This is a genomic window from Streptomyces roseolus (assembly GCF_014649855.1).
Taxonomy (GTDB): domain Bacteria; phylum Actinomycetota; class Actinomycetes; order Streptomycetales; family Streptomycetaceae; genus Streptomyces; species Streptomyces roseolus.
Genome location: NZ_BMTV01000014.1, coordinates 146,647 through 172,348, shown reverse-complemented (window position 1 = coordinate 172,348; position 25,702 = coordinate 146,647). Strand labels below are relative to the sequence as shown.

The following is a 25,702-nucleotide window of genomic DNA, read 5'->3' as shown; positions in this document are numbered from 1 at the left end:
GGGCAAGGCGTTCCCTTCACGCGGACGGAGCCTGAAGGCCTGAACGGGTACGGACCCTTCGGACGCAGCAGGCTCAGCGTAGGCGTGATCCTCCGGGGAGGACATGGGCTGGACGCTGAGAATCCCGTCAAGCCCTCATCACACGCAAAGGGGAATCCCCACTGTCCACAGTTGGCAGCTCAGCAGACGACACCTCAGCGCCCCCGCATGTGGTGGGGCGAAAGGCGCGCCGGGCGCCGTGATGACGATCCCCTTCACCGGTGGAACGAGATCCTCACACCTGCCCGGGTTCTCTTCGGTTCACCGAGCCGTCGGCCGGTAGGTCGCCCAGGTCTTGGGGGTCTCCGAGATCTGGACCGCGGTGAGTTCCGGCAGGCGTTCGTGCCAGAGGTCGAAGATCCACACGGCGAGATTCTCAGCCGAGGGAGAGACATCCCCCCCCCCCATCGCCTCATTCAGATGCCGGTGGTCGAGGGTGTCGTCCATCCATTTCTTGAACGCATCGAGCTCGCGGTAGTCACGGACGAACCCCGCCTCGGTGAGCGCTTCTCGCGGCGCGGACAGCTCCAGGACCACGATGTAATTGTGCCCATGCATCCGGGCGCACTGGTGCCATGCGGGGAGCCGGTCGAGCACGTGGCTCGCGGAGAAGTGGAACTCCTTGGTGATGGTCAGCATGGCCGCACCAGTCTCACACAGCGGTCCTGGGCCGACACTCTCCAGGTCCGGGCCTTCACCGGACGTTCCGTACGGCGCCGAGGACGGCCTGGTTCAGGGGGACGTTCCGGAGGAACCCCTCCTTGAGGCGAGCGTCCGCGATGCCCTCCGCCTTGCGGAGGATCACGGCCCGGGCTCGCGCCAGCAGTGCGTCCGCCTCGGCGTGGTTCCCCGTGGCCCGAAGCACGACGGCCCCCTGGTGGAGCACCTCCTCGGTGCGCAGGGCCGGCATGTCCCCGACCTCGTTGAGCACGCGAAGGGCGTCCCGTACGCAAACCTCGGCCTCTTCCCGGTCGCCCTGCTCCAGCAGGACGCGGCTGCGGAGCGCGAGCGCGGCGATCTCGCTGCGCACCATGCCGCTGCGCCGGGTCTCCAGGATGGTGTCCACGACCAGTCGGGCCGCGCGCTCCCGGGCGTCGGCAGGCGGCACGGCAGCGTCCAGCAACGTCTGGGCGTACAGGTTCCGGACGATCGGGACCAGGTTGGCCAGCCAGGTCCGCTCGGTCTCGGCCCAGGCGCTCTCCATCAGGCGGATGCCCTCCGCGCTGCGGGAGGGGCGCCGGACGAGCAGGTGCGCGAGGAGGGCGGTGTTGTAGGCGTGCCAACCGCTGTCCCCGCCCCGCTCGGCCTCGAGGTCCAGGGCGGTACGGAGGACCTCCTCGGCCTCCGCCTCCTCCCCGAGGGCCGTGTACACCTGGGCGAGGTAGTTGAGCGCTATGGGCCGCTCGGCCTGAAGGGACTCGCCGGCCAGGCGTTCCGTACAGCGGCGCAGCCGCTCCAGGGCCTCGCCGAGGTGTCCGCTGTCGAAGAGCGAGACGCCGAGCTGCATCTCGCCCAGGTTCCGGGCGTGCTGGAGGACGGGGTCGTCCCGGTCGCCGAGTCGCGGGTCGGTGGCATACAGGCGCTCGGCCTCCTGGAGCTGGGCGAGTCCGTCGGAGAGCCGGCGCTTGGACACCTGGCGGCCGTACTCGACCCTGGCGACGAACAGGGCGACGGGGTCCCCGTGCTCCTCGGCCAGATCGACGGCCTCCCTCAGCTTGGCCAGCGAGGGCACGAGTCCCTCGGTCGCCAGCAGGGTCTTGCCGCGCAGGAGTGCGGTGCGGATGCGGAGTCCGGGTGCCGCGCACCGTGCGGCGGCGGCCTCCGCCTCGGCCGCCAGGGCGTCGATGTCCGGACCACCCGCCGACACGCTGTTGCCCCGCCATCTCACCTCCGTGAGGGAGAGCAGCAGCTCGGTGGCCTGGATCAGCATGCGGTCGCGCGTGGGATCGCCCGGGGGCAGTTTCCGGGTCGCGCGGATGGCTTCCTCGCAGTGCTGTTCCGCCTCCGCGAACGACAGTCCCTCGGTGGCCGCCGACTTGGCCAGGGTGTAGTGGGCTTCCGCGGACGCGGCGAGGCAGCCCGGTCCGCCGCGTCGGAGGTGGCCGGCGATCTCGAGGAGCAGTGGCAGCGGTGGGGTGGTGCCGTCCGGGTGCTCCGCCGTGAGGGCGCGGGCGACCGCGGCGTGCCGTGTCCGTGACTGTCCGGGGCTCTGCGTCTCGTAGACGACCCGCCACAGCGCGCCGTGCTGGAACCGGTAGCAGTCCGCCGCTTCGGCCGCCGCCCATGCCGGTGGGGCGGTCAGCTCGATGAGGCCCGTGCCGGCGATACGGCGCAGCCGTTCCATCACGTCGCTGTCGCGGGCGTCCAGGACGCTCGCGACGACCCGCGAGAGGAAGACGCTGCCCTGGGTCGCGGCCACGGCGAGGAGTTCGCGGTCCGCGTCCGAGAGGATCCGCATGCGTGCCTCGACGACCCGCGACAGGCTCGGCGGCAGCTCTATCTCGTCCCCGGCGTCCTGACGCCACTCGTCCAGGCACAGGCGTACGAAGATGGCATGCCCCTCCGTCAGCCGGGCGAGCTTCTCGGAGAAGGAGGGTGGCGCCGTGGGGTGGGTGCTCCGCACGAGCTCGTGGATGGCGTCGGCGGGCAGGCCGCCGAGCCTGCGCCGGGTCAGCACGCCGTCGTCCGCCCAGCGCTGGAGCATCTCCTCGACCATGGCCGCGTGGCCGCCGCCCTGCGCCCCGTCGGTCGTGTGACTGAGCACGAGCCCGACCGGGGCGTCCGCGAGGTGGCGCAGGAGCCGGTCGATCACCAGCATGCTGCTGGGATCCATGTGCTGGACGTCGTCGATGGTCAGCATCACCGGGCCACCCGAACGGGCGAGGTCGAGAACAGCCTCGGTGATCTGCAGCGCCACTCCCTGCTGGAAGGGCTGCAGGCTGTCGAACGGCATCGAGCCCGTGGCCAGCGACGCCCGCGTGACCTCCTGCCCGATGGTGAAGGCAGCGCCGAGGCCGGGCACCATCGTCGACAGCAGCTCGGGCGCGGACTTCACCAGGCCGCGGCGCGTCAGACCCAGGAACTGTCGCAGCGGTCCCGGCTGCCTCACGGTCTGGACCAGCGGGAGCATGAGGTCCACGACAGGGCCGTATACGAGTCCGGGGCCGATGCCCGGATGGCAGCGGGTGCCCACCACCCTCAGGGCCTCGAGACCAGGGTCCGTTTCCGACAGCCGCGCGAACGCGTCGAGCAGGGACGACTTGCCCATCCCGGCGACGCTGTCCAGGACGACCGCCCCGCCACGCCCCGCGGAGAGCCCCTCCGCCAGCGCGCGCAGCTCGGCCATGTGCTCCACACGGTCGACGAACTCGGTCCGCACGACACTCCCCCGTAGCCTCAGCCGACGCAGAACCAGCCTGCCCGAACGAACTCTTCGAAGGACCACCGTAGATCACTTGCCCTCATGACGACTTGCACCAGCACAGTTTCAGTCACATGCGTGCCACCCGGTGGCCGGATGTTTCCGATCATGGCCGGACCGCATGGGGAACGGAGGTGCCCGCAGCCGACGCTCGCCCGGGTGATCCTGCCCGTCCCCTGCGCACCCGCCTGGCCCGCCACCGATTGAATCGATCATGCGAAACGTCATGAGGACCGAAGCCGTGTCCGTCGCACTGGCCTGGTGCGCGATGATCCCGACGGCCTCCCCCGCGACCGCGGACAGCAACGCCCGCACCCACCACATCTCCGGGCCGCAGATCCGCATCCGCCTGGAGAGCCGCAACTGCTGGAACAGCGTCACGGGCTTCTGGGCCGATCCACCCAAGAAGGCGAAGTCGCGCACGATGCGGCTGACCGTGAACAGCGAGCGGTACAGCTCCAAGGAGAAGGCGACGAGGGCCGGCGAGACGATCACCTGCCCCCCGAGGCTGCGGACTTGGAGAATATCCCGTCGCCTCAGGTCAGCGCGGAGCGGATGAGGCTCCTGGGGAAGCATTATCCTAAAATTGGAAATACTCAGCAAATCGCCGCAGGTCAGTGGAAGACCGCGTCTCCTGGAGGGCAAACATTCCGCGCCGGGCCTTACGGGGCTATCGCTCACCGCCCACCCGGCCGAGGAGCTCGCCCCTGAGCACTTCCATGGCCTCGTCGATCCGGGACACGTCCCTGTCGTCGGCACGGCCCGCCGCGGGTCCTTCTCGCCACCACCGTCATCGACCGTCTTCGCAGCGATTTTGATGGCAGCAGGCGCATCGCCCTCGCCTTCGGTGAAGGCGACCGCAAGCGCGACGCTGCTGCCCTCCGGGGCCCCGATCAGCCCCACGACCCGCCCCGCTGGGGCAACCAGGGCCGTCGCGGCCAGCTGCCTCAGGTCCGCCTGGCCGTATCCGTCACAGCGGGCCAGCACGACACCGTCCTGCGCCTGCCGGACCAGATTCCCCGCCACGTGCTCGTCCAGCGCACACCGCAAGCTCCTGGGTTCCCGCTACCGGCCCGCTGGGCCTCCTGCAGCCGCTCCATGGCGGCCGCCAAATCCTCGGGCTTGGCCTTCAGCGACCGGGCCGCGACCTGGATCAACTGCCGCTGTCTGCGCGACTCCAGGTACGCGGGGGCTCCCACATACACCTCGACGCGCCGCAGGCCCTCGACGCCAGGTGTCTCGCGTCAGTGACTCCAGTAGTCGCGGCGGGGCAGTTCGACCCACGCATCGGGAGGTCCGACCACCGCGCGCCTGTCGGTCAGCCGGAGTCCTGCGAAGGCGCAGGAGTAGGCCACAGCGCTGTGCCGGTAGAGGTACGAAGCCACCACCTCCTCGGAGGTGCTGTTCTCGCGCGGGGCCACGCCCGGGTGCAGGTCCCGGCCCTCGGCAATTCCCTGACGGGCGATGCTGCCCTGGCTGCCGCTCTTGGGGTTGGCGTACAGGCCGTAGCAGATCGTGTCGGCGGCCAACCGGGTCAGTACGCCCGGCATTTGCGGCGCGTAACCCCAGGGCTGTGTGACGACGCAGCCGCCCGGCACGGTCGTCACGCCGATGATCTGCAAGCTCTCGTCCATGTGATCGGTGTGGGGTGGCCGAACGTCGACGAGGACGCCTACCGGGACATGGCGGACGCGCTGCGGGAGTTCGCCGGGGACGCGGACGAGGATGCCGGTGCCGCGTTCGGCCACGTGCAGAAGCTGCTCTCCACCGGGCAGAGCGAGTCGCTGAGCGCTCTGGACGAACACTGGTCGAAGGTGCAGGGCAAGCACAAGGACCTCGCGAAGGCTGCCCGTACCGTCGCGGGAGCTCTCGACCGGGTGGCGGACATCATCGTCGCCCGTAAGGCCTTGGCGGTGGGGGAACTGGCCGAGTTGTGCGGCACGGTCGGTATCTCCCTCGCTTTCGCTCCGGTGACCGCGGGTCTGTCGACGCTGCTCGCCGGAGCGAAGATCGCGGCCACCCGTATCGCGTTCAAGCGGATCCTCAAGGAGATGGCGGAGGCGGCCGTCGCGGAGATCGTCGCGACCCTCACCGAGCCCGCGGTCGCCGCGATCGAGAACATCGTCGCCGACCTCGCCATCCAGACGGCGATGAACGCGGCCGGAGTACAGAACGGCTACGACACCGGCCAGACGGTGCAGGCCGGCAAGGACGGTCTGCGGCTCAACTCCGCCGCGGGCGCTTCGGTGCCGGGACCGCGGGGCGGCCCGGAGATCGACCACGACGCGCACCGCAACACCGGAACCCACCTGGCCGGCGTGCAGGTCACCATGCAGAGCGTCTCCAGGAGCAAGCTGGGCAAGGCCAAGTCCCACCATGGTCGGGCCAAGGGGAAGGACTCCCTCACCGCGGTGCTCGACACCACCATCGAGGGGGTCACCGAGAAGCTCACCAAGGCTCTGGACGACCTGGGTGATCACATCGGCAAAAAGGTTCCTGCCGCCCTCACTTCCAGTTCCAGGACCCATAAGAACACCGACGACGACATCCGCGACCGGATCAAGGCGATCCACTCCAAGGACGGCAGGGACACGGACGGTCCGGGCGGCCGCAGGGGAAGCTCCGAGCCCGGTCGCGGGCATGGTGGCCCGGGCGGCGGAAGGGCGAAGCCGGACCGGCTGGACACCGCCAAGGACGACGCGCGGCGCCACAGCGTCCCGCTGGGGAAGAAGAACTGCAGAAACGATCCGATCGACGTCGCCACCGGCGAGATGACGCTGCCGCAGACCGACCTGTCCCTTCCCGGTTCTCTGCCGTTCGTCCTGCGCCGCACACACCTTTCGGAGTACCGGTGGGGCCGCTGGTTCGGGCGCAGCTGGGCGTCGACACTGGATGAGCGTGTCGAGCTGGATTCCGCGTCGCGAGGCGCGATGTGGGCGCGTGAGGACGGGTCCGTGCTCGTCTACCCACGTCTGCCGAGCCCTGAGGACGCCGACGGGGTCCTGCCTGTTGAGGGGCCCCGCCTGGCGTTGGCTTTCGCCGGCCGGGATAACGGTTCCACGACCTACCGCATCCAGGACCCGGTGTCGGGGCTCACGCGGTACTTCACCGGTAGCCCCTACGGGCAGTCCCCCGCCTACTGGCTGAGCGAGCTGGAGGACCGCAACCAGGTGGGCATCACCTTCGTACGGCGAAGCGACGGTGCTCCGACCGGGGTCGTCCACGACGGCGGCTATCAGGCGGTGCTCCGCGTCGAGGACGACCGTGTCACCGGCCTGTCGCTCCAGACCCCCGACACCCTCATCAGCGTGCTGCGTTACGGGTACGACGCGGCGGGCGACCTGACAGACGTCACGAACTCCTCCGGTCTGCCCCTGCGGTCCACCTACGACGAAGCGGGACGGATCACGTCCTGGACCGATCGCAACGGCTCGGCGTTCCGGTACGTGTACGACGAGCTGGGTCGGGTCGTCCGCACCATCGGGCCGGACGGGTTCCTGTCCTCGACGTTCTCGTACGAGCGACTCGCCCGGACAGACGGCCGCATCACTCGCTACACGAACTCGACCGGCGCCACGACCGTCTTCGAGATCGACCAGCGGCTCCGGCTCACATCCGAGACCGATCCGCTGGGGAACACGGCCCGTTTCTCCTTCGACGAGCAGGACCGGCTCCTGACGGAGACCGACGCGCTGGGCCACACCACGCACTTCGAACGCGACACGCAGGGAAACCTCGTCGACCTGGTGGCCCCCGGCGGAGTACGGACCAGCGCCACGTACAACGCGATGCGCCTGCCGGTGGAAGTCACCGAGCGCGGCGGCGCCGTGATCAGGCTCGAGTACGACGACCGCGGCAACCGTACGGCGACCGTCGGCCCTGCGGGGGCGCGCACGGAGTACGAGTTCACCGCTCGCGGACATGTGGCGGGCGTGCGCAACGCGCTCGGCGAGCTGACACGCGTCGAGACGGACAAGGCCGGACTCCCCGTGCGGGTCACGACACCGGACGGGGCGGTCCTGCAATGTGAGCGGGACGCGTTCGGCCGCGTCATCGCCGTCACCGATGCCGTCGGCGGCACGCTCCGCCAGGGGTGGACCGTCGAGGGGAAACCCGCCTGGCGGGAACTGCCGGACGGAACGCGCGAGGAACGGGACTGGGACGGCGAGGGCAACCTGACCCGTCACACGGACCGCATGGGCCGCGTCAGCAGCTACACCGCGCAGCACTTCGACCTTCCCTCGAGCAGCACCACCGCTGACGGCGGCTCCTACCGGTTCCGTCACGACACCGAGCTGCGGCTGACCTCCGTGGTGAACGCGGAGGGCCTGGAGTGGCGGTACCACTACGACGCCGCCGGCCGCCTCGTTTCCGAGACCGACTTCGACGGCCGGACGCTGCTGTACGAGCACGACGCGGCGGGCCGCCTCACCCGGCGCACCAACGGGGCCGGCCAGAGCCTCACGTTCGAGCGCGACGTCCTCGGGCGTGTGGTCCGCATGCGGCACGACGACGGTGCCGAGTCCGTCTTCACGCACGACGAGGCCGGTCACGTCACCGACCTCGCCAACGCCCACGCGCACATCCAACTCACGCGCGACAGGGCGGGAAGGGTCGTCTCGGAGACCGTCAACGGCCGGACGACGGTCTTCGCCTACGACGCCCTGGGCCGGCGCACGCCGTCAGGCGCCACCAGCGACCTCGCCTACGGACCGGCCGGGCTGGCCGCGTACGCCATGGGAGAGCACACCTTCCGCTTCGAGCGTGATCCGCTGGGCCGCGAGACCTCGCGGATCCTGGACGGCCGCCTCGCGCTGCGGCACGGCTTCGACCCCGTCGGACGCGTCACCAGCCAGTCGCTGAGTCTGCCGGACGCCGACCTCCTGCGGCGAGACTTCGCCTACCAGCCGGACGGCGCGCCGGTCGGCATCGACGACAGCGTCACCGGCCGCCGCACGTACACCGTCGACGCCGCAAGCCGCATCACCGCCGTCCACGCGGCGGGCTGGACGGAACGGTACGCCTACAACGCCGCGGGAGACCCGACCCACTCCGCGCTACCCCCGCAAGCTCCCGGGCAGGACACTGCGGGAGACCGCCGCTACGACGGCACCCGCATCACGCGGGCCGGCCGCACCCGTTTCGACTACGACGCCCAGGGCCGCGTCGTCCGGCGGACCACCACCACGCTCAGCGGGAAGTCACTGACGTGGCTCTTCACCTGGGACGCCGAAGACCGCCTCACCCGCGTCCAGACCCCCGACGACAGCACCTGGGAGTACCAGTACGACGCTCTCGGGCGCCGGGTGGCAAAGCACCACACCGACCATGCCGGACACCTCCTCCGATCCGTGACCTACACCTGGGACGGGTCACAGCTCGCCGAGGAGGACGCCCACGGTACGACCTTGGTCTGGGACTACACCGGGCTCAAGCCCCTGGCCCAGCGCGAGGTGAAGAGGGACAGCTCCCAGCAGGAGGTCGACCGGCGGTTCTTCGCCATCGTCACCGACCTGTCCGGCACCCCAGCGAGCTCGTAGCCGGCGACGGCACCCTCGCCTGGCACTCCCGCAGAACAGCCTGGGGAGCAACCCAGTGGAACCGGACCAGCACGGCGTTCACCGCGCTGCGCCACCCCGGCCAGTACTTCGACGCCGAGACCGGGCTCCACTACAACGTCAACCGCTACTACGACCCCGACCTGGGCCGGTACCTCACACCCGACCCCCTGGGGCTCGCCCCTGCCGTCAACCACTATGCGTACGTCCCCAACCCCTTCACCCTGGCGGACCCGCTGGGACTGGCAGGCTGTGAGGCCGACCCCACCTGGGGTGGGCGGGTCACCTTCACCCGTGACCGGCACGGCCGTCCCTACGAAATGAACGCGACGATCACCAGGGACATGCTCGACGAAGGAACCCACGCCTCCCAGAGCCTCCGTCCCCCGGGTTTCATGGGCGGAGACGAGAACCAGGCCCGCGGCCACCTGCTCGCCCGCATGCTCGGCGGCTCCGGGGACACCCTGGACAACCTCTTCACGATCACGCAGAACCCGACGAACAGCCCGGTGATGCGGGACTTCGAGCAGGCGATCTACGACGAGGTGAACTCCCCCACCGGCGGAGTCGTCACTTACAACGTCTACCTCGAGTACACGGACGACAGGAAGGACTCGATGCCCAAGTACATTCAGCTCGAAGCGCTCGACAAGAAGGGGAACATCATCGTCGACGAGTACCTGACGAACCCCGCCCACGAGCAACAGCAGCAGCAGCGACGCCGCCGAGGAGTTCTGTGACCAGCCTCGAAGACCTCACCCGACTCGTTCCGCCCCCGGCGTCCCCGCCCCCCACCGACTGGAACGCTGTCGAAGCCCTCCTGGGAACACGACTGCCGGACGACTACAAGCAACTGGCCGACACCTACGGCCCCGGCGCCTTCTGCGACTTCGTCCGCCTCTACCACCCTCACGGGCCCACCGAGTGGGTGGACCTGACAGGCCCGATGCCCGCACGGCTCCGCGGGCAGCTGGAGACGGACCGGGCCGGCGGCACGTACCCCATGCCCCACGCCCCCGAAGACCTCTTCGCCGTCGGGGTGACCGACAACGGCAACCACCTCTTCTGGATCACCACTCCCCTGGAGGAACCCGACGCGTGGCGCGTGACCGTCAACCAAGCCGACGGTCACGCCTGGTACACCTACGACGGCAACCTCACTTCGTTCCTCGCCTCCCTGCTCAGCGGCCACGTGCATCCGCCGGTCTTCCCTGACGGCCTCCTCGGCAACGGCGCGTTCTTCACCCCGTCACGCCCCGTCGATGAAAGCACCCCGCCCGCGCCCCACCCCACCGGCACCACGAGCCGCGAGGTTATCCGGGAACGGGCCCGTTCCCACGGCTATGACGTACCCGACCGCGGACGCATCCCGGGCCATGTCATCCAGGCGTGGGAACAGGCCCAGTGATTCCTGATGTCGTTTGTCGAGCCGCGAGGGCGGTCGGCGGCGTGAGCTCGTAGCATCGTCCGTCGCGGAAGAGGGCCCAGAGGACGTTGACCCGGCGGCGAGCGAGGGCAAGGACGGCTTGGGTGTGTCACTTGCCTTCGGCGCGTTTGCGTTCGTAGAACCGGCGGGATTCCTCAGACCGTCGGATGCTGAAGAGCGCGGAGGTGTAGAGGACGCGCTGGAGCCGTCGGTTGTAGCGCTGCGGCCGTCGCAGGTTGCCGCTGATCTTGCCGGAGTCGCGCGGGACTGGTGCGACGCCGCCGAAGCCGGCAAGACGGTCGGGGGCGCCGAAGACGGCCATGTCGCCGCCGGTGGCGGCCAGGAACTCGGCACCCAGGATGGTGCCGAGGCCAGGCATGCTGGTAATCACCTCGAAGCGCCGGTGGTCGCGAAACCCGGCCTCGATGAGCTTGTCGAGTTCGGCGACCTGTTCGTTGAGGGCCATCTCTTCCTTCGCCGGAGTGTGCACCATCTGCGCGGTCAGCTTCTCGCCGGGCAGGTCGGTGTGCTGGCGTTCGGCCGCTTCGACCGCGGTCTCGGCGAGCTGGCTGGCGCGGAGAACCTTGCGGTTGCGCAGCCAGGTCTCCAGGCGTCTGGTGCCGAGCCGGCGGATGGCCGCAGCGGTCTGGTAGCCGGTCAGCAAGGTCGGCGGGCCCTTGTTGGTGAGGTCCAGGGCCCGTTCCAGGCCGGGGAAGATGCCAGCCAGCTGAGCCCTCAGTCGGTTGATGGTGCGGGTGCGGTCGACGACCAGGTCTACGCGCCGCCCGGTGAGAATCTTGAGGTCGATGACGGTTGTCGGCGTACGGGCTTTTCTCCTCGGCCTGGTACGAGCGAACGTCCTCAGCTGCCCGGTCGACACGTGGCCGGGGCCAGCCGATAGCCAGCCAGCCTCAGGACAGGGCGGCCGGACCAGGGTGGGGCGTAAGCCCATGATGCAGCGACGCCCGCATGCCGGCGTACGCGTTGAACTGAGGGCGCGGAAGAACCGGGTTGCGAGGCGGTCGGGAGCCGCGGTCGAATCGGGCCGCCTGCGCATCTGCGGCCCGGGCGGGGAGGGATCGGTTCATGGACGGGACGACAGCGCTGGACAACGTGCTGCAGCAGGCACATGTGGTTCAGATCAGCTCGGTGAACGGGGTCGGGACGGGCGGAGAGATCCGGGTGGACCTTTCCGATCCGGCGGAGTCGGCCCAGCTCAGGACGGCCATGGCCGTGGAGTCGCTGCCCGGGTTCCACTGCATGTGCCTCGGGGACGTCCGCTTCGAGGTGTTCGGCCAGGCCGGTGAGCGGCTTGCAGTCGTCGTCCTGCACCACGGGGCGGTGGTGTGGGGGGGCGACGGGCGTCACCCCCCTCGGCGGTCACAGGGTCTTCACGACCCATTCCTGGACGTCAGGCGTGGGGCTGCCCTGGGTCCACAGCGTCAGCCAGACCCCGCTGGCGAGGGAGTTCCCCTTCGGGGTGATGGCCTTGCCCCAGGCGTTGGCCGTGCCGTTGGCGTGGGAGAAGAACTTCTGGACGTCGCTCGCCGGGTTGCACGTCCACAGGGTCAGGAGCGTCCCGTCGGTTCCTGACGCGTTGCCCTGCGGGGTGATGCACTTGCCGCTCGCCTTGTGGACGATGAGACCGTTGTCGTACTTCCAGCGCTGGCCTTCCGATCCTGAGCACGGCCACACTGTGATCGGGGTGCCGTTGGCGGTGCCGTCGCCTTGCGGCGTCGCGCAGACGAAGCCCGGCCGGTTGTGGTTGGCCAGCCACATGTAGCCGCCGGAGTCCGCCTGGCCCGCCTTCGTGTCGATGGAGAACACCACGCGCCTGCCGACACCGCCCGAGTCGAGCGCCTCGTTGAGCCCCCACAACCGGTTGACGCGGCGGTCCCAGGAAAGGCCCTGAGTCAGCCACGGCGCCTGAGAGATGACGTGCGGCGCCTCGCCGGGCTTGGCCTTGTGGATGCAGGCGTACAGCTTGTTGTGCGGGTTCGGCCTGCCCTGGTCGTCCTTCGCGTCCGCGTCCCAGCCCGGCCAGCCGGCCGGGCAGCTTCCGGCCATGTAGTAGCTCGTGCCGTCGGTGGCCGTTCCCTGAATGCCCCACACCGGGGAGGTGTAGCCGGTGGTGTACGCGGACACCTGCTTGGGCGTGCCGGTGCCGAGCTCGGACAGCGGCCAGCGCACGATCCGTGCGCCCGCTCCGCTTCGGTTCTCCGTGGACACCAGGACCGGCGAGGCACCGGACCGGTCGATGCTCAGGGTGCTCATACAAAGGACGCCGTTGGTCGGGCCGCACGCCCGGGGGTTGCCGCCGACGAAGGCGGTGGAGGGGGTGTCGGCCTCGGCTTCGCCGTAGGTGCTGTAGCGCGCCACGAGAGGCAGGGCCCACCGGTGCTGTCGGGCGGAGCTCTTACCGCCCACCAGGCCGGTGCCGCTGCTCGCGGTGTCGCTCATACGCCACATCTTCGTCAGATCGTAGACCTGGAGTTCGACGCCATTGGCGACGAACAGCCGGTCCTCGAGCCAGGCGACGCCGTCGGCGTGCGACAGGTACGTGAGGTTCTTGAAGTTCCCGTTCACCGGCTCGACGAGCGCGATGTGCCCGTAGCCGACCCGGTCCCCGGTCGACTCGGCGATCGTGACCCGGGTGTACTCCTCGTTGGCACTATTGTTGGCGTATTTGCCGTAGTACCAGGACGCGGCGTAGAGCGACCGTCCCTCATAGAGGCCGTTGTCGGTCGCCGCGTGCGCCCCGGCGAAGCCCTGGGGCATCCAGCCGCCGTTGGCGTCGTTGTACCCGGTGAAATCGTCCGCGGAGTCCCAGCAGAAACCGTCGTACCGATACGCGCCGTTCAACCCGGTGCCGTGGCAGAGCTCAGGAATGCCGGTGCGCTCGCCGAGCACCTCGCTGACCGAGCTCGCCCTCGCGACCCCGGCGGCCTCGGCCGAGTCGATGAGAGTGGTCTTGTCTCCGTCGATACGCGTGAGGTTGAACTTCGCCGTGAAGGGCTCCAGACCCGCCGCGGCCTGTGCGGGCTGGACCGGCAGCAGAACGGAGGCGGCCACGGCCGCCCCGAGCGTAAATCGGATGAGGCGCCTACCGCGCCCGAACGTAAGTTTCACCGCAGCAGGATACGAATAGGGGCGCTTCATCCCCGTCGGCGGGCCGCTGAGAGGGGTGCAACATTGTGGCGACAGATGAAGTCGACCCAGGCCAGACCCCCTCACCCCATCTGAACGAGCGGCCCGCCCACGAGACTCGACCAGGTCAGACGGTCTCCCATCACGAGACGGAATGATGTACCTGGCACAACATCGCTCCGCGTCGTAGTAGCTGATCCAGGGGCCCGAACAGCTTGCAACCCGCGCCGACCGCCGCCGCCTGTCGGCGTACGGACTTTTCTCCCCAGCTGCGTACGGATGAACGTCCTCAGTTCCGTCGCGGTGAAGGCAGGGGCGATCAGTCGATCGTCCAGCCGTGTTCCTTGTGGGCGGCGTCGACTTCTTCCTCGCCAAGCCAGGCGAGGCTGAACTGCTGGCCCCGCAGTCGAAAGGTCCCCATTGCCCAGTCGGCAAGCTCCTCGTCGAGCTCGTCAGCGGAGATGATCCCGTCGTCGAAGTCGGGCAGCTGCTGGGTTGGGGCGACGCAGGACAACGCCCACTCGGGAAGTTCTCGCGGATTGCCCCACCGCCTTCGCCAGAAGGGTCCTTCTCTTCGCCACCAGGTGGTGACTCGGATCACGAGCACGCCGATCTGTTCGTCTCCGTCCATGAGACGTGCGGCAGCTCGGCGGTATGGGTCAAGCCGGGCATCGGTCGGTGGCTCCGGCCACTCGCGTCTGAACACACCCTCATTCTTACTGTCGCGCTCCAGGGCAGGTCGGCCTGGAGCGCAAAATTCCTGATCACGCCACGTCTGTATCCCGCTCGATGGCCTGGAGGCGGTTCTTCAGCCGGTAGCTGGGGCCGTTGATGGAGATCACTTCGCAGTGGTGGAGGAGTCGGTCGAGGATGGCGGTGGCGAGGACCTCGTCGCCGAAGACCTGGCCCCATTCGCCGAAGGTCTTGTTCGAGGTCAGGATGATCGAGCCCTTCTCGTAGCACTTGGAGATGACCTGGAAGACCAGGTTCGCCTCGGCTCGTTCGAGGGGTTGGTAGCCGACCTCGTCGACCACGAGGACGCCGGGCCGCAGGTAGGTGCCGAGCTTGTTCGTCAGCCGTCCGGCGGTCTCGGCGGCCTTGAGGTTGCGGACCATGTCGTCGAGGCTGGTGAAGTAGATCGAGTAGCCGGCCCGGCAGGCCGCGACCGCCAGGGCAACGGCGATGTGCGTCTTGCCGACCCCGGGCGGCCCGAGCAGAGCGGCGTTCGTCTTGCCCTCGACGAACGAGAGGGTGGCGAGGTCCTTGACCTTGCGCGGGTCGAGGTCGGGCTGGAAGGAGAAGTCGTACTCGTCGAGCGTCTTGTGGTGCGGCAGCTTGTCGAAGCGGAGGAACGGAGTGAACTCTTCCCAGGCGTTTTCCCAGAGCCGGATGATCGCTGGATACTTCCGGCCCCACGTGTCAGCGAACTCGGCGAACCGTTCGAGTGCGGCCTCCTCGGTCACGGCGGTATAGACCGGTCTGAGGACCTTGGCGATCTTGTCCCAGTCCTGGCGGGCGGCATAGCGGAAGGAGTTCCGCAGCAGGTGGACCACGCAGGTCTGCACGACCGTCTGCGGCCAGACGGTCTGACCGCGTCGGGCAAGGCCCTTGAGGCCGTCGCAGACGAGCATGAGGACGTCGCCCGCGCCGCGGTTCTTGATCTCGGTGAGGATGTGCATCCAGTGCTTGGCGCCCTCGCCGCCGTCTCCGGCCCACAGCCCCAGCATCTCGCGCCGGCCTTCGACGGTGACGGCCAGGGCCACGTAGACCGGCCGGTTGGCGACGGCGCCGTCGCGGATCTTCACGTGGATCGCGTCGATGAAGGCGACCGGATGGACCGGGTCAAGGGGCCGGTTCTGCCACTCGGCCATCCCGTCGAGGACCTTGTCGGTGATCGTGGAGATCGTCTGGCGCGAGACGTCGGCGCCATAGACCTCCGCGAGGTGGGCCTGGACCTCGCCGGTGGTCAAGCCCTTCGCGGACATCGTGCTGGTCAGCACCGACACCCTCGTGGGCTACGTGGTGACAGGAGTTCCCTTCTCCACCATGGTGGCCGTTGGCGTGGCCAGCCGCCGCCACGAGCGACGCAACGACTGGCCCCTTCAAAGCTGAAGCACCCAAGCCCGCCGGGCTCGGTGAGACCAGCGGGGATCAGTGGGCCTTGGACGCCTGATCCCTCCAGCGTCGTGCGGGGTAGGGCCTCGCGCGGAGCGCCGAAGACGTGTCGGCGGCAGCGCGGCGGCCGACCGGATCGCCTGCGCTCTCGGCATCCCGAGCCGGACTGTTCACGGCGAGCTGGCGAACGTGACGACATTCGTGGTGCGGTGGTTGGTCAACCAGGGCCTCCTGGTCGACCTGAGCGCGAACCCGGACGGGACGCTGCACCATCCCGGCCAGGTCGAGGAGGTCTGCCGGCGTGAGGACCTGGCGGACCTGGTCGCCGCCGAGGCCCCGCTCGGACCCGAGCAGGCCGCCGCCCGGCTCGGGGTGCGACGTGCTGACTTCAACCACATGGTTCGGCTCGATGGGTCCGCTCACCGCAGTCGATCGAGGTCCGCTTCGGCACCAGTCGGGCCGGGGCCGTCAACATCGCGCTCTACACCACGGCGTCCGTCGACGCGGTGCCCGCCGAACACCCCGAGGTCGACTGGGAGCAGCTGCGCACCGTGGAAAAGGGCCGGCGCTCCCCTCTCGCGGCACTGTGCCCGTACCGGCGTAAGCCTCCGAGGTCCGCACGCCCGCTCACGCCTGCCCGGCCGCCGGCTCCCACAAGGGTCGGGCACGTCCGGTCCCGCCGCAGTGGAAGCACAGGCCGCCTCCCGACGTGCTGCGGGCACCGACGGTGCCGGCGGCGTGGCGGAAGAGCCGGGTGAGGCCCGCAGCGTGCGCCTCGTGGAGCGGGAACTCCTGCCGTCTGCCAAGGGTGACCTCCAGCGCGACGCCGGGGCCGGTGAAATGGGCCTGCATGCCCCCGGTGACCGCGCGGAGCGTCTCGTTCACCTCGCGCATCGACTCCGCGCCGGACAGCTGCACCCGGGCCGCGAGGACGGTGTCGTCGGCCGCGGCGAAGGACAGCAGCCCGGCCGGACGGGCGAGCGGCCCGACGCGGCCCACGGGGTCGGGGTGGGTGTGGTGGAGCTGGGCCAGGGCGTGCCACAGGTCGCCCGGCAGATCCTGGGGTGCGGTCTCTTCTCGGCTACGTCTCATCGGCCCTGTGTAGGGCCTGCAGATGGCCGGCGGCGCCGGACAGGCCTGCCCGTCCCGCCCTGCGGCGTGGTCACTTCGAGACCGGTCCCGCTGTGCGGCCTGGCGGACGCCGACCGCGCAGCGAGCTTGCACGGTCAGGTCCTCCGGCGGGACCAACCGCGGCCCCTCTCCGGCTCGGGACCTTCCTGCGGCTCCGGCGACGCGGCGGCCTCGAGGCGGGCGGCTTCGGCGCGGGCGACGTCGTCGGCGCGACACAGACCGCACGCCGTCCTGTCCTCCGCCCGGACGGCGGTTCGGTGCACGGTGATCTCCTCCCAGTGCTCGTCACTGGACTTCCGCCCGCACCACCGGCACACCCGACGCTGCGCCTCCCTCAGCGCGGCGCGGCGCCGCTCATCCTCCGCTTCGGCGCGGGTCTCTTGCTCGCGGAAGAGGGCGGTTCCGTCGAGGTCGCCGAGCGGGGCCGTCAGTGTCTGCTCTCCGGTCCATCCTCCTCGTGAGGTGGTGCGCCCGGTACGAGCCGGGCTCTTCACGGAGCTGGGCGGACCGGTCTCACGCGCCGGTGCCTGCGTGGTGCACCGGCGGATTGTGGTCATCCGATCTGATGAGTGGCGTCGTCTGGTCAGCGCGGTGTCACCGGGTGCGGGGCGGACATGCGGGGGGCGAGAGCCGTGCCCGTCTGCCAGCGGTTCGTTCCCGGTCCGGCCCCGGGGGCGAAGGCCGGCCGCCGGCGGCGGGGCGGTCTCCTCACCGCTGCCGGCCCCTGTGCGATCGCCTTGCGGGCCCGGACCTCGGGTCCCGCTCTCTTCCCTGCCCGCGGCCACGCGGCCGTGCGGCCGTGCGGGCACGGGCGTCGGTCGCCGGTTCGGCGTCACACCACACACCTCGAACGAAGGGCACCACCATGTCTGACATCACCAAGATCGTCGGAAAGATCTGGACGGCGGACATCGCCGACGCGACCCGCGTCGGCACCTCCTCCGCCTACCTGGGCATCGCCGGGCGCGAGTTCGTGCTGGACACTCCCGGCTCCGACCTGCAGCAGGGGCAGTACCAGGAGTTCGTCTTCGGCCAGGACGCCAACGTCTCCGAGGCCGAGTACAACGACCCGCGCAAGCCCCAGCTGACCAGCGCCGACCTCGACCGCTACCCCGCCTGCATCCGCTACGCCGGCACCGACGGCTGGTGCCTGGAACGGGCCACCGTCGTCGCCACCGCCGACGGCAAGGAGCACGTCTTCGACAACCTCGACCTGCAGGGCGTCGCCGACAACCGCCGTATCTGGCTGCGCAACGACTACGGAACGGCCCTGTATTTGCGCCGCACCTCCGGCAGCCCCGCCCGGGCACCGGTTCCGGGCAGGGAGGCGGCACGGCCGTCGGCCGGCGGGTGGTGCGGGGCAACGTCGGCCAGGACGGCGCCGTGCACGGCGGCACCGGTGACTTCTGGGTCACCAAGGAAGCCACCGGGCGCTACTCGATCGTCTTCCAGCACCCCTTCCCCTCCGCGCCCAGCGCCACCGCCGTGATCTGGGGCGACGGCTGGTACACCACGGACAACGCCCAGGCCGCCGTCCTGGAAGCCGGCCGCGCCGTGATCGTCACCGGCAACTCCACCGGCGCCCTCAGCGACCGCGGCTTCAGCTTCCAGATCATCGGCTGACCGGCACCGCGGCCTGTCCACCGGTACCACCACGACCCCGTGGGGCCTTGCTTTTCCTCTCCGCGGCAGAGAGCTGCGCCCGGCCGGAGGAAGCGAGATGACCGCCCGTGCCCCGGCGAACCGTTTCGATGCCGGGACCCGGCCCATCAGGTGGTACGGCGGTTTCCGTCGGCGTCGCAGGGCGGCTCGGCCGCCGGGTGGTTGGCGGTGAAGTCGCGCTGAGCCTGGCGCTCGACCTCGGCGATGGCGGTGGGGAGGAAGAGGGCCGAGGCGGGGTGGGACAGGTCCTTCGCCAGCTTCTCGGTGCCGGCCGTGACGGCCCGGAGTTCGGCGGCGGTCGTGGCCGCCTCGGTCTGTGGGTCGCTCTGTTCGATCGTGATCCGGTCCTGAGAGGCCAGCATCTCCAGGACGTCGGCGGTCTGCTCGAATGCCTGCGGGAGGCGGTCGACCAGTGACTTCAGCGCCTGGGTGGCTTCCGACAGAGCGTGCATGTCGTCCAGGAGCACACGGTTGTACTCCTCGATCAGGTCCCACGGGTTCGCCGGAACATGTGCGCTTTGGAGAAGGACCCGTTCGAGGCGATCGCGACGCTGTTCTTCTCCTCGCGTTCGGTCAGCCCGAGTCCCGTTGACCGATCCCGTCCGTCAGTAGTCGGTGAGGTCGACAACCGTGTCGCAGTGCGGATCGTCGGAGGGCTGGTGCAGGTGCTCGTCCGCCAGGAACGCCGGAGAAACCAGGGCTCCGAGCAGACCCGGACCCGTGCGGCTGGTCAGCACGTCCACTCCGCAGGTGCGGTCGCGCTCGGGGGAACGGAAGTAGAGACGCATGTGATCGTCCCCGGTGATGACCGCTCCGATGAGCAGCGGTTTCCACGGCGCGTGCGTGGTGACAAGGGCACGTACGAGAGAGAGCAGCCGATCGGAGGCCGCCTGCTCGTCGTGGGACTCAGGCATGTTCACATTTTGGCCCATGCCGGGCACTTGTTGCCCGGCTGGTTGTGGCAGTACGCCGTAATGACGTCGATCTTCTGGCCTCGGCCTGCGTCGTACTCTCCGTCGGTGGTCTTGCGGGTGTACTGCACGACGACGGTGAACCTCACCTGCCGCGGTCTGGCCACTCCCGTCTCGAACGCGACTCCGTCGTACTCCAGGTGACCGTGGTTGTCGTTGCGGTCCACGCGATCCTTCAGAGCCGCGTGCAGGGTGGAGCACTTCTTGATGTTGTGGCGGTTGGTGAAGTGGTTCCAGCCCAGTGTCGAGTTCCCATAGCGGGTGACGATGTGCCTGCCTTCGGGGTCATCCGTCTGGCACTTCACCCGCTTGTCCCAGGACTGCGCTGCCTCAGGGGCAGCAGCGCCGGCGCTCCCCGACAGCAGCGAAGCGGTGAACGATGCCACAGAGACGCAAGTCATGATCTTTTTCATGGAAGCGATCACATCACCGCCACTGCGAGTCGCGAAGCCCATCTGCCGAAGCACCCCGCAGGAGGACTGAAGATCACTCGGCTGAACCTTGAACACTGCCACCAGCGTCACCTGATAGGTGAACTGGGGAGTGGTCCCGCGCAGACGAACGCCAACGTTCGCGCCGCTGCCCGGCAGAACGCCTCGCGCGGATCGGCTTGGCGGGGCCGGCGCCCAGGGAGCGTCGTGCGGGTGTGGTCACCCGCGCATCCTAGGTTCTGTCGTCAAATGTCACGCCCGCATCAGGAGTGATGCGAGGGTGACGGCGGCTTCGTAGGACTCCGCGTTCTTGTCGTACCGGGTGGCGATGCCGCGCCACTGCTTCAGTCGGTTGAAGCAGCGTTCGACGACATTGCGGCGCTTGTGGGCCTCACGGTCGAAGGCCGGCGGGCGGCCTCCGCGGCTGCCCCGCCTGGCCCGGTTGCCGACCTGGTCGGCACGCTCGGGAATCGTGTGCGGGATACCGCGGCGGCGAAGCCCGAAGTAGCCCCCGGCTGCGCCCCGGTATGGGTCGGGCGCGGCGCTAGGCTCGGCGGATGGCTGACGTGGATGCTGCGGCGCTGGCGTACGACAAGGCTCTGCCTCGTAAACGGGTGGCGGCCGGGGTGCTTTTCTTCGACGACGCGGGCCGGGTGCTGCTGGTCGATCCCGTGTACAAGGAGCCCTGGGAGATCCCCGGCGGGGCGGTCGAGGCGGAGGAGTCGCCCCGGGCCGGCGCCCGCCGCGAGGTCCTGGAGGAACTCGGCCTCGACATCGCCCCGGGCGCGCTGCTGGGAGTGGACTGGACGGCCGCGCGGAGCGGGCGCAGTGAGGGTGTGGTGATGGTCTTCGACGGCGGCCGGCTCTCGCCCGAGCAGGTCTCCGCGATCCGGCTCCAGGCCGAGGAGCTGCGCGGGTACGCGTTTGTCGAGGTCGGATCGGTCGGCGAACGGCTCGTACCGGTGCTCGCGCGGCGGGTCAAGGCGTGTACGCGTGCCCGCGAGTCGGGCCGGACCGCGTATCCGGAGAACGGCTTCGAATAGGCGGAGGGGAGCGGTCGGGCCCGCAGGGCCGCCCACCGCGCGGCACCGGGCGGCCACGGCGCCGCCCGCCGCGCAGCGGCGGAGCCCTCGCTCCCCCGTGCCGGGCGCGCAGCGCCGCTGCGCCGGGGGAAGAACAGCGCCTCGGGCGCGCCCGGCTTCTCGGTGCCGGCCGGGGAGCGTGGAGCCGGAGCGGGCGGTGGCGTGCCCCTGTCGCGCCGTCAGGCGCGGAGCGGGCCCCGTGGGCGTCGTCAGATGCGCGCCGGACCGTCAGGCCCGGCGGCGAGCCGCCGGGCTCCCGTCCTCGGAGAGGGTTGAGCCACGCCTTGCTGCTCCCGCTTGCCGGGAAGGGCGGGGAGAGCGGGTGCGTGTGGGTGGGGCGCTGCCCGGAGGGGGACCCGGCCGGGGGCGCCGGCCCCGGCTGGCGCTGCGCCCCTCCATCCGTACGCGTCCGTCCGCCGCGGGTTGCCGTCTGCGGCGGCGGCTCGACCTCGGCCTGGTCCTGGTCCCCGGCTGGCGCCGACGCTGTGCCCGGAGTGTGCCTGCTCGGTGCATCCCGTACGGCCCGACCAGACCGGACGATACGCCCAAAGAGGGTGGTGAATTAAATTCGCGGTAAAGGCTTTGCGGCCGTTTTTTGGTTGATAATGGGTGCCGTTGATGCACTGGGCTGCGATTCAGAAAAGAGAGGTGACCAGTGAAAAAAGTTGCGTTCTTCGGTCCCCCTGCGAGCGGGAAAACGACGCTCGCGGGAAAAATTGCCGCGCACATGGGAGTCGCGCACACCGACCTCGACGAAATTCTTTTCACCGACGCCGGGGCGCTTCCTCTGGACGAGTTCCGTGCGGCGGCGGCGGAGATCACGGACCGGGAGTCATGGGTGGTCGAGGGGAACTTCTCGAAACTCGCGGACGTGGTGTGGCACCGGGCCGATGCACTGGTGTGGCTCGACCTGCCTCTGCGGCTGGTCGTGTGGCGGATCACGGTCCGCAGCCTGCGGCAGCTCGCCGGGCTCGACGCGAGCGCACAGGCGAAGCGGTTGACCTGGAGCCGGGCCTTCTTCGACCGGCGGTCCCTGCTGCGCACCGCCGTGCGCAAGTACCGGCACAACCGGCCCCGTTACGTCCGTCAGGTCGCCGAGACGGCCGCGCTGGGCGTGCGGGTCGTCCGGCTCCGCAGCGGCCGGGAAGCGGACGCGTGGCTGGCGGAGCAGCTCGGCCGGCGCTGAGCCGGTGAGGGTCCATTCGAATGGCATGGTGCGCTGCGATGTTGAGTGAGTCGCCTCTGGGGTCCGGATACGGGCGAAGCCGGCGGAGGGCCGCCCGAGGGCGACCCGGCACACCGCCGGCTTCTCACTGCCAGATCCCGAAAGACCCTGCCCACTCACCCCGCCTCCACCCCCTCAGGAGACGACAGTGATCCCCCAGGGCCGCCCCGCCGTCAACGAATCCGACATCGCCCAGCTCGCCGGCGTCTCACTCAGCACCTGACGCCGCCAGCACGCCGACGACTTCCGCGCACACATCCCCGACCTCCTCCCCGACAGCCGCAACCACCTCTACGACCGGGCGCAGGTCGAGGCGTGCCTGGCCGGCAAGCCGGTGCCCGCTCTGCCCGAGGAGGAGCACCCCGACGATCTCCTGTCCGCCGGCGAGGTCGCCGAGATCCTGGGCATCAGCACCGGCACCGTCCGCGCCTACGCCACCAGCGGGCACTTCTCCCCCGGCATCACCGTCCACGGCTCCCGGCTGTGGCCGCGCCGCGAAGTCCTGGAGCGCCGGGACAACGCCCCCGGCCGCGGCAAAGGCGGCGGCCGCCGTGCCGGCGAACCCCAAGGCCCCCGCAAAACCCACCCCTACGAGGGGGATCCGCGCCTCGACATCGCACGACAGGCCCTCACCCCGGCCGGCGGCGCGCCCAAGGGACGGGTGGCCGCCGAACTCGCCGCCCTCCACGGCCACACACCCCGCACCTGGGAACGCCTCCTCACCACCGCCGCCACATATCCCGACAACAAGGACGACTGACCAGGCATCCCTTGCCTTCTGTCGCCTGTCGGCGAGCTTGTGGTCAGGATCGCTGGGCGTCTCGCAGCCGTTCGACCTGCCGGCTGATCAGCTCGGTGGGGAACGAGAGGCCCTTGCCCGTGCTGAGCTCGGTGAACGTGGCGATGGTGTTCCCCGTACGGACCACGACGAACTGCTCGTTGCGGTCACCCCACTCCGGTTTCATGGGAATGATCTCGCGGAAGGCCACCGCTTCATCGCCGACCCGAGGAGCTGCCTCCGTTCTCACCGATACCTCGAATCGACCGACATAGCCCTCGCCCTCGTATGACCGGCATGCGGTGAGGGCCTGCTTGAGGGCCGCGAAGCGCCGTGCGGCCTCGCCCTCCTCGTACGAGGCGAGTACTGAGCTTCCACCCATGACGTTCTTCTTCCAGTTGAAATTCTGGAAGACGTAAGCGGTCGATCCTTCGCCGTTACGGGCGTCCAGCAGTGGCTGGCAGGCAGGTACGGATATGGGCGGGAAGGACCGGCCGCTTCCCTTACGGTGTGGTGCGCGATAGCTGTCCTGAGCCGTGGAGGTTGAGCGCATGCCATCGACTCCCTGAGTGACACGGCCGGGGTGCACGTACCCTCGACGACATGGGTGACGTTCTTCCGCTGCTAGCGATCTTTGGTGGTTTGGCCACAGTGCTCGCTGCCCTCGTGTGGCTGGCGCGCCACGTTCGGCGCCGGGGCACAGCGGGCGCGGCAGTCGGTGCGGCCTTGGCCTCGTGGGAGGAAGCATGGCGTGTAACTGCTCACGAGTCCTACTGGGAGATCAAAGCGCAGGCGGAGCGTCAGGCCCCGGTGTTGTCGCCTGACGGTGGCTGGCCGAACAGCCGGCACGAAGCGAGGCCGAGTGGGCGGAGCCGTAGACCTTCTGCATCTGGAGGCCGCAGAGGAAGCATGGGGCTGCGTCGCCGGGTACAGCGATGGCGGCAACGCGGCTGACCGAGCCCGACGTCACTTCAAGGTTCAATGGCACAGGACAGCAGCGTTCTCGGCTGATGGGGAACGTAAGGAGAGCCCGGGCCTCTCCCTCGGGCAGGGGCCCGGTGCCGCAGTTCCTAGAAGGCCGCCATGCCTTCCACGTACCGGTCGAAGACGTAGTAGAAGGCGGATCCGTCCCTGACTCCGGAGGCGGCCACCGTCCATTGGTTCGCCGGCGCCCACCTCAGGTCGTTGCACCCCGTCCGCTGGAAGCAGACGCCAACCCAGGTGCCGCGGTTGGGCATCACGTTGATGTCCGAGCAACGGGTGGTGGTGTAGGCCCATTCCTGCGAACCGGACGGCCAGTTGTTACCCGAGCCGTAGAAGTATGTGGCCCCACCGTAGCAGGACGCCGTGGTCGCGGCACTGGCAGGGACGGTCGCGGTGCCCGTGAGGCCAGCCGCCAGAAGCCCCGCCATTGCGAGGAGCCTGGAGGTACGGGACTTTCCGATCTTGGTAAACACGGATTTCCCTCCCGTTATGTCGGTGTCCTGGCGATAGGGCTGTCCAGGACTGCACGGCAGCTTAGTTGTCCACGCGTCACCCCTAATGACTCTTGGCTGAAACCGGTTGCGGACGGGCTCATTCGCAGAAGTCGCCTCGGCCTTACCGGGTATTCTCATTCCGTTTCTGGACTCGAAGTGAACGTTCCGCCTTCGGTCTCTTCCCGGTCGCCATACCAAGGTGAATATGCTGATGGCGGCCCCCACGCCGTGCGAAGTACGCGAGGGCCGTCCCGGACGCCCGTAGGGAGCGTCACCGTGACCGTACGACGGACCGCCCCCACGCGCCCGTCAGAAAACCCGCAGGACGGCCAATTGGACTCTCGGCCCTCCCCTCGTGCAGGGGTGCCTGCACCGCCGCAGCTGTGCAGGCACCGCGCACAAGGGCGGCGGCCGGACCCGGAATGCCGGGGCCCGGCCGCCGTGCTGCCGGTCAGCTCCTGGCGGCCAGGCGGGCCGTCATGTCCTGGGCGCTCATGCGGCCCGTGATCTCGTCGTACGGGATGCGGTCGTCCCAGGAGTAGGTCCGGGTGCTGCGGTCGATGACGGGCTGGATGTCGGGGCCGCCGAAAACGGTCAGCGAGGCCCTGTTGACCCGGAGGACTTCGTACCAGCGGCCGCGCGAGCGGGCGTAGTCACCCTGGGTGAAGTCGGCCGCGGACCAGAGCTTGACCCCGTCGGCCTCCGCCTTCGCGATGACGGCTCGCCAGTGGGTGATCTCCTCGGCGGTCCCGGTGTGGCGGCGGGTGAGTTCGGCGACGTTCTCCGGCTTGGTGATGTCCCACGAGGAGCCGAACGCCGGCTCGCCGGCAAGGAGCTTCTCCAGTCCACGCAGGGTGGCCTGAAGCTCCTTGAGGCGGCGCAGGGTGCGGGCCGGGTCCTTGCGGTGCTGCTCGTAGGAGGCGGCCGCGGCGGCACGGTGGGTGTAGTGCTCGGCGCGCTTGTCCTGCTCGACGCCCTTGCGCATGCTGCTGTCGATCCGGGCGAGGTCGCGGCGGTGGCGGCGCTCGGAGTGGTGGCCGACGAGGACGGGCTGGCCGAAGGGGATGGCGGAGCCGATGCGGCGGGCCTGGGCGAAGGCGGCCTTGGAGGCGCCGGCCGCCCGGTCGGCGCGCTCGCCGAAGCGCTCGGCGCGGGCCTCGCGGTCGGCTTCGGCCTCGTCGAAGCCGTGGGCGATGTCGTTGCGCACGGTGACGTGGACGGTGTGCCCGGCCGCCCGC

At 69.6% G+C, this 25,702-nt stretch carries 23 protein-coding genes and 3 pseudogenes; 8 read left to right on the top strand and 18 right to left on the bottom strand.

The window, feature by feature from the left end; translation table 11 throughout:
- Positions 1 to 300: 300 nt before the first annotated feature.
- The 4 genes from IE245_RS18675 to IE245_RS18660 all read right to left on the bottom strand — a co-directional run bounded on the left by IE245_RS18675 (position 301) and on the right by IE245_RS18660 (position 5,094).
- On the bottom strand, positions 301 to 678 hold the full coding sequence (locus tag IE245_RS18675; RefSeq protein ID WP_189948951.1) for a 6-pyruvoyl trahydropterin synthase family protein: 378 nt from the start codon (positions 676 to 678) through the stop codon (positions 301 to 303).
- Positions 679 to 733: 55 nt separating this feature from the next.
- A complete protein-coding gene (locus tag IE245_RS18670; RefSeq protein WP_229851378.1) occupies positions 734 to 3,418 on the bottom strand; it encodes an AAA family ATPase in 2,685 nt (894 codons plus the stop codon).
- A gap of 108 nt (positions 3,419 to 3,526) precedes the next feature.
- Positions 3,527 to 3,955: a hypothetical protein gene (locus IE245_RS18665; protein ID WP_189948949.1), complete on the bottom strand. Its 429-nt coding sequence runs from the start codon at positions 3,953 to 3,955 to the stop codon at positions 3,527 to 3,529.
- A 749-nt stretch (positions 3,956 to 4,704) separates the two neighbouring features.
- Complete coding sequence (locus IE245_RS18660; RefSeq protein WP_308436619.1) at positions 4,705 to 5,094, bottom strand: hypothetical protein; 390 nt, start codon at positions 5,092 to 5,094, stop codon at positions 4,705 to 4,707.
- Between the two features lie 9 nt (positions 5,095 to 5,103).
- Here IE245_RS18660 and IE245_RS37735 point away from each other — a divergent pair, with 9 nt between their 5' ends.
- The 3 genes from IE245_RS37735 (at position 5,104) to IE245_RS18650 (ending at position 10,426) form a co-directional block, all read left to right on the top strand.
- Positions 5,104 to 9,000: a DUF6531 domain-containing protein gene (locus IE245_RS37735; protein WP_268256567.1), complete on the top strand. Its 3,897-nt coding sequence runs from the start codon at positions 5,104 to 5,106 to the stop codon at positions 8,998 to 9,000.
- A gap of 86 nt (positions 9,001 to 9,086) precedes the next feature.
- Positions 9,087 to 9,758, top strand: a complete 672-nt coding sequence (locus IE245_RS38090) for an RHS repeat-associated core domain-containing protein (RefSeq protein ID WP_373305347.1) — start codon at positions 9,087 to 9,089, stop codon at positions 9,756 to 9,758.
- Positions 9,755 to 10,426, top strand: coding sequence for an Lsr2 family DNA-binding protein (locus tag IE245_RS18650; RefSeq protein ID WP_189948946.1), 672 nt, complete (start codon positions 9,755 to 9,757; stop codon positions 10,424 to 10,426). The genes IE245_RS38090 and IE245_RS18650 overlap by 4 nt, the downstream gene beginning before the upstream one ends.
- Here the strand turns inward: IE245_RS18650 and IE245_RS18645 are convergent.
- From IE245_RS18645 to IE245_RS18615, 7 genes and pseudogenes are all read right to left on the bottom strand, one after another.
- Positions 10,398 to 11,351, bottom strand: a pseudogene (locus tag IE245_RS18645) (transposase); the annotation flags it as partial. The gene IE245_RS18650 and the pseudogene IE245_RS18645 sit on opposite strands and share 29 nt — an antisense overlap.
- Before the next feature lie 229 nt (positions 11,352 to 11,580).
- Complete coding sequence (locus IE245_RS37730) at positions 11,581 to 11,706, bottom strand: hypothetical protein (protein WP_268256566.1); 126 nt, start codon at positions 11,704 to 11,706, stop codon at positions 11,581 to 11,583.
- 118 nt (positions 11,707 to 11,824) lie between these two features.
- Positions 11,825 to 13,516, bottom strand: a complete 1,692-nt coding sequence (locus IE245_RS18640) for an RICIN domain-containing protein (protein ID WP_189948938.1) — start codon at positions 13,514 to 13,516, stop codon at positions 11,825 to 11,827.
- Between the two features lie 394 nt (positions 13,517 to 13,910).
- Complete coding sequence (locus tag IE245_RS18635) at positions 13,911 to 14,222, bottom strand: hypothetical protein (protein ID WP_189948936.1); 312 nt, start codon at positions 14,220 to 14,222, stop codon at positions 13,911 to 13,913.
- A gap of 133 nt (positions 14,223 to 14,355) precedes the next feature.
- A pseudogene (locus IE245_RS38085) lies at positions 14,356 to 15,603 on the bottom strand (IS256 family transposase); the annotation flags it as partial.
- 139 nt (positions 15,604 to 15,742) lie between these two features.
- Positions 15,743 to 16,129, bottom strand: coding sequence for a hypothetical protein (locus tag IE245_RS18620; RefSeq protein ID WP_189948934.1), 387 nt, complete (start codon positions 16,127 to 16,129; stop codon positions 15,743 to 15,745).
- A 204-nt stretch (positions 16,130 to 16,333) separates the two neighbouring features.
- The gene (locus IE245_RS18615; protein WP_189948932.1) at positions 16,334 to 16,798 is read right to left on the bottom strand and encodes a hypothetical protein; all 465 of its coding nucleotides are present in this window, start codon (positions 16,796 to 16,798) and stop codon (positions 16,334 to 16,336) included.
- 904 nt (positions 16,799 to 17,702) lie between these two features.
- Between IE245_RS18615 and IE245_RS18610 the strand changes: the two genes are divergently transcribed.
- Both IE245_RS18610 and IE245_RS18605 read left to right on the top strand, forming a co-directional pair.
- Positions 17,703 to 18,326, top strand: a complete 624-nt coding sequence (locus tag IE245_RS18610) for a hypothetical protein (protein ID WP_189948930.1) — start codon at positions 17,703 to 17,705, stop codon at positions 18,324 to 18,326.
- A complete protein-coding gene (locus tag IE245_RS18605) occupies positions 18,323 to 18,460 on the top strand; it encodes a hypothetical protein (RefSeq protein ID WP_189948928.1) in 138 nt (45 codons plus the stop codon). Before IE245_RS18610 ends, IE245_RS18605 begins: the two co-directional genes overlap by 4 nt.
- Before the next feature lie 146 nt (positions 18,461 to 18,606).
- On the opposite strand, the gene IE245_RS18600 is transcribed toward IE245_RS18605, so the two are convergent.
- The 4 genes and pseudogenes from IE245_RS18600 to IE245_RS18585 form a co-directional block, all read right to left on the bottom strand.
- Positions 18,607 to 18,966, bottom strand: a complete 360-nt coding sequence (locus tag IE245_RS18600; protein WP_189948919.1) for a hypothetical protein — start codon at positions 18,964 to 18,966, stop codon at positions 18,607 to 18,609.
- Between the two features lie 138 nt (positions 18,967 to 19,104).
- On the bottom strand, positions 19,105 to 19,413 hold the full coding sequence (locus IE245_RS18595) for a hypothetical protein (RefSeq protein WP_189948917.1): 309 nt from the start codon (positions 19,411 to 19,413) through the stop codon (positions 19,105 to 19,107).
- Positions 19,414 to 19,415: 2 nt separating this feature from the next.
- Positions 19,416 to 19,985 carry a hypothetical protein gene (locus IE245_RS18590; protein WP_189948915.1) on the bottom strand — a complete coding sequence of 190 codons (570 nt, stop codon included), beginning with the start codon at positions 19,983 to 19,985 and terminating at the stop codon, positions 19,416 to 19,418.
- 168 nt (positions 19,986 to 20,153) lie between these two features.
- Positions 20,154 to 20,399: pseudogene (locus tag IE245_RS18585) on the bottom strand (transposase); the annotation flags it as partial.
- A 59-nt stretch (positions 20,400 to 20,458) separates the two neighbouring features.
- Here IE245_RS18585 and IE245_RS18580 point away from each other — a divergent pair.
- From IE245_RS18580 to IE245_RS18570, 3 genes are all read left to right on the top strand, one after another.
- Positions 20,459 to 20,944 (top strand): NUDIX domain-containing protein, encoded by a 486-nt coding sequence (locus tag IE245_RS18580; RefSeq protein ID WP_189948913.1) that lies wholly within the window; start codon positions 20,459 to 20,461, stop codon positions 20,942 to 20,944.
- Positions 20,945 to 21,710: 766 nt separating this feature from the next.
- Complete coding sequence (locus IE245_RS18575; RefSeq protein WP_229851377.1) at positions 21,711 to 22,169, top strand: P-loop NTPase family protein; 459 nt, start codon at positions 21,711 to 21,713, stop codon at positions 22,167 to 22,169.
- Between the two features lie 373 nt (positions 22,170 to 22,542).
- Positions 22,543 to 22,968 carry a helix-turn-helix domain-containing protein gene (locus IE245_RS18570; protein WP_229851376.1) on the top strand — a complete coding sequence of 142 codons (426 nt, stop codon included), beginning with the start codon at positions 22,543 to 22,545 and terminating at the stop codon, positions 22,966 to 22,968.
- Positions 22,969 to 23,011: 43 nt separating this feature from the next.
- On the opposite strand, the gene IE245_RS18565 is transcribed toward IE245_RS18570, so the two are convergent.
- The 3 genes from IE245_RS18565 to IE245_RS18555 form a co-directional block, all read right to left on the bottom strand.
- On the bottom strand, positions 23,012 to 23,539 hold the full coding sequence (locus tag IE245_RS18565; protein ID WP_229851375.1) for a hypothetical protein: 528 nt from the start codon (positions 23,537 to 23,539) through the stop codon (positions 23,012 to 23,014).
- 517 nt (positions 23,540 to 24,056) lie between these two features.
- Positions 24,057 to 24,443, bottom strand: a complete 387-nt coding sequence (locus IE245_RS18560) for a hypothetical protein (protein WP_189948909.1) — start codon at positions 24,441 to 24,443, stop codon at positions 24,057 to 24,059.
- Between the two features lie 472 nt (positions 24,444 to 24,915).
- Positions 24,916 to 25,671 (bottom strand): DUF3560 domain-containing protein, encoded by a 756-nt coding sequence (locus IE245_RS18555; protein ID WP_189948907.1) that lies wholly within the window; start codon positions 25,669 to 25,671, stop codon positions 24,916 to 24,918.
- Positions 25,672 to 25,702 lie beyond the last annotated feature (31 nt).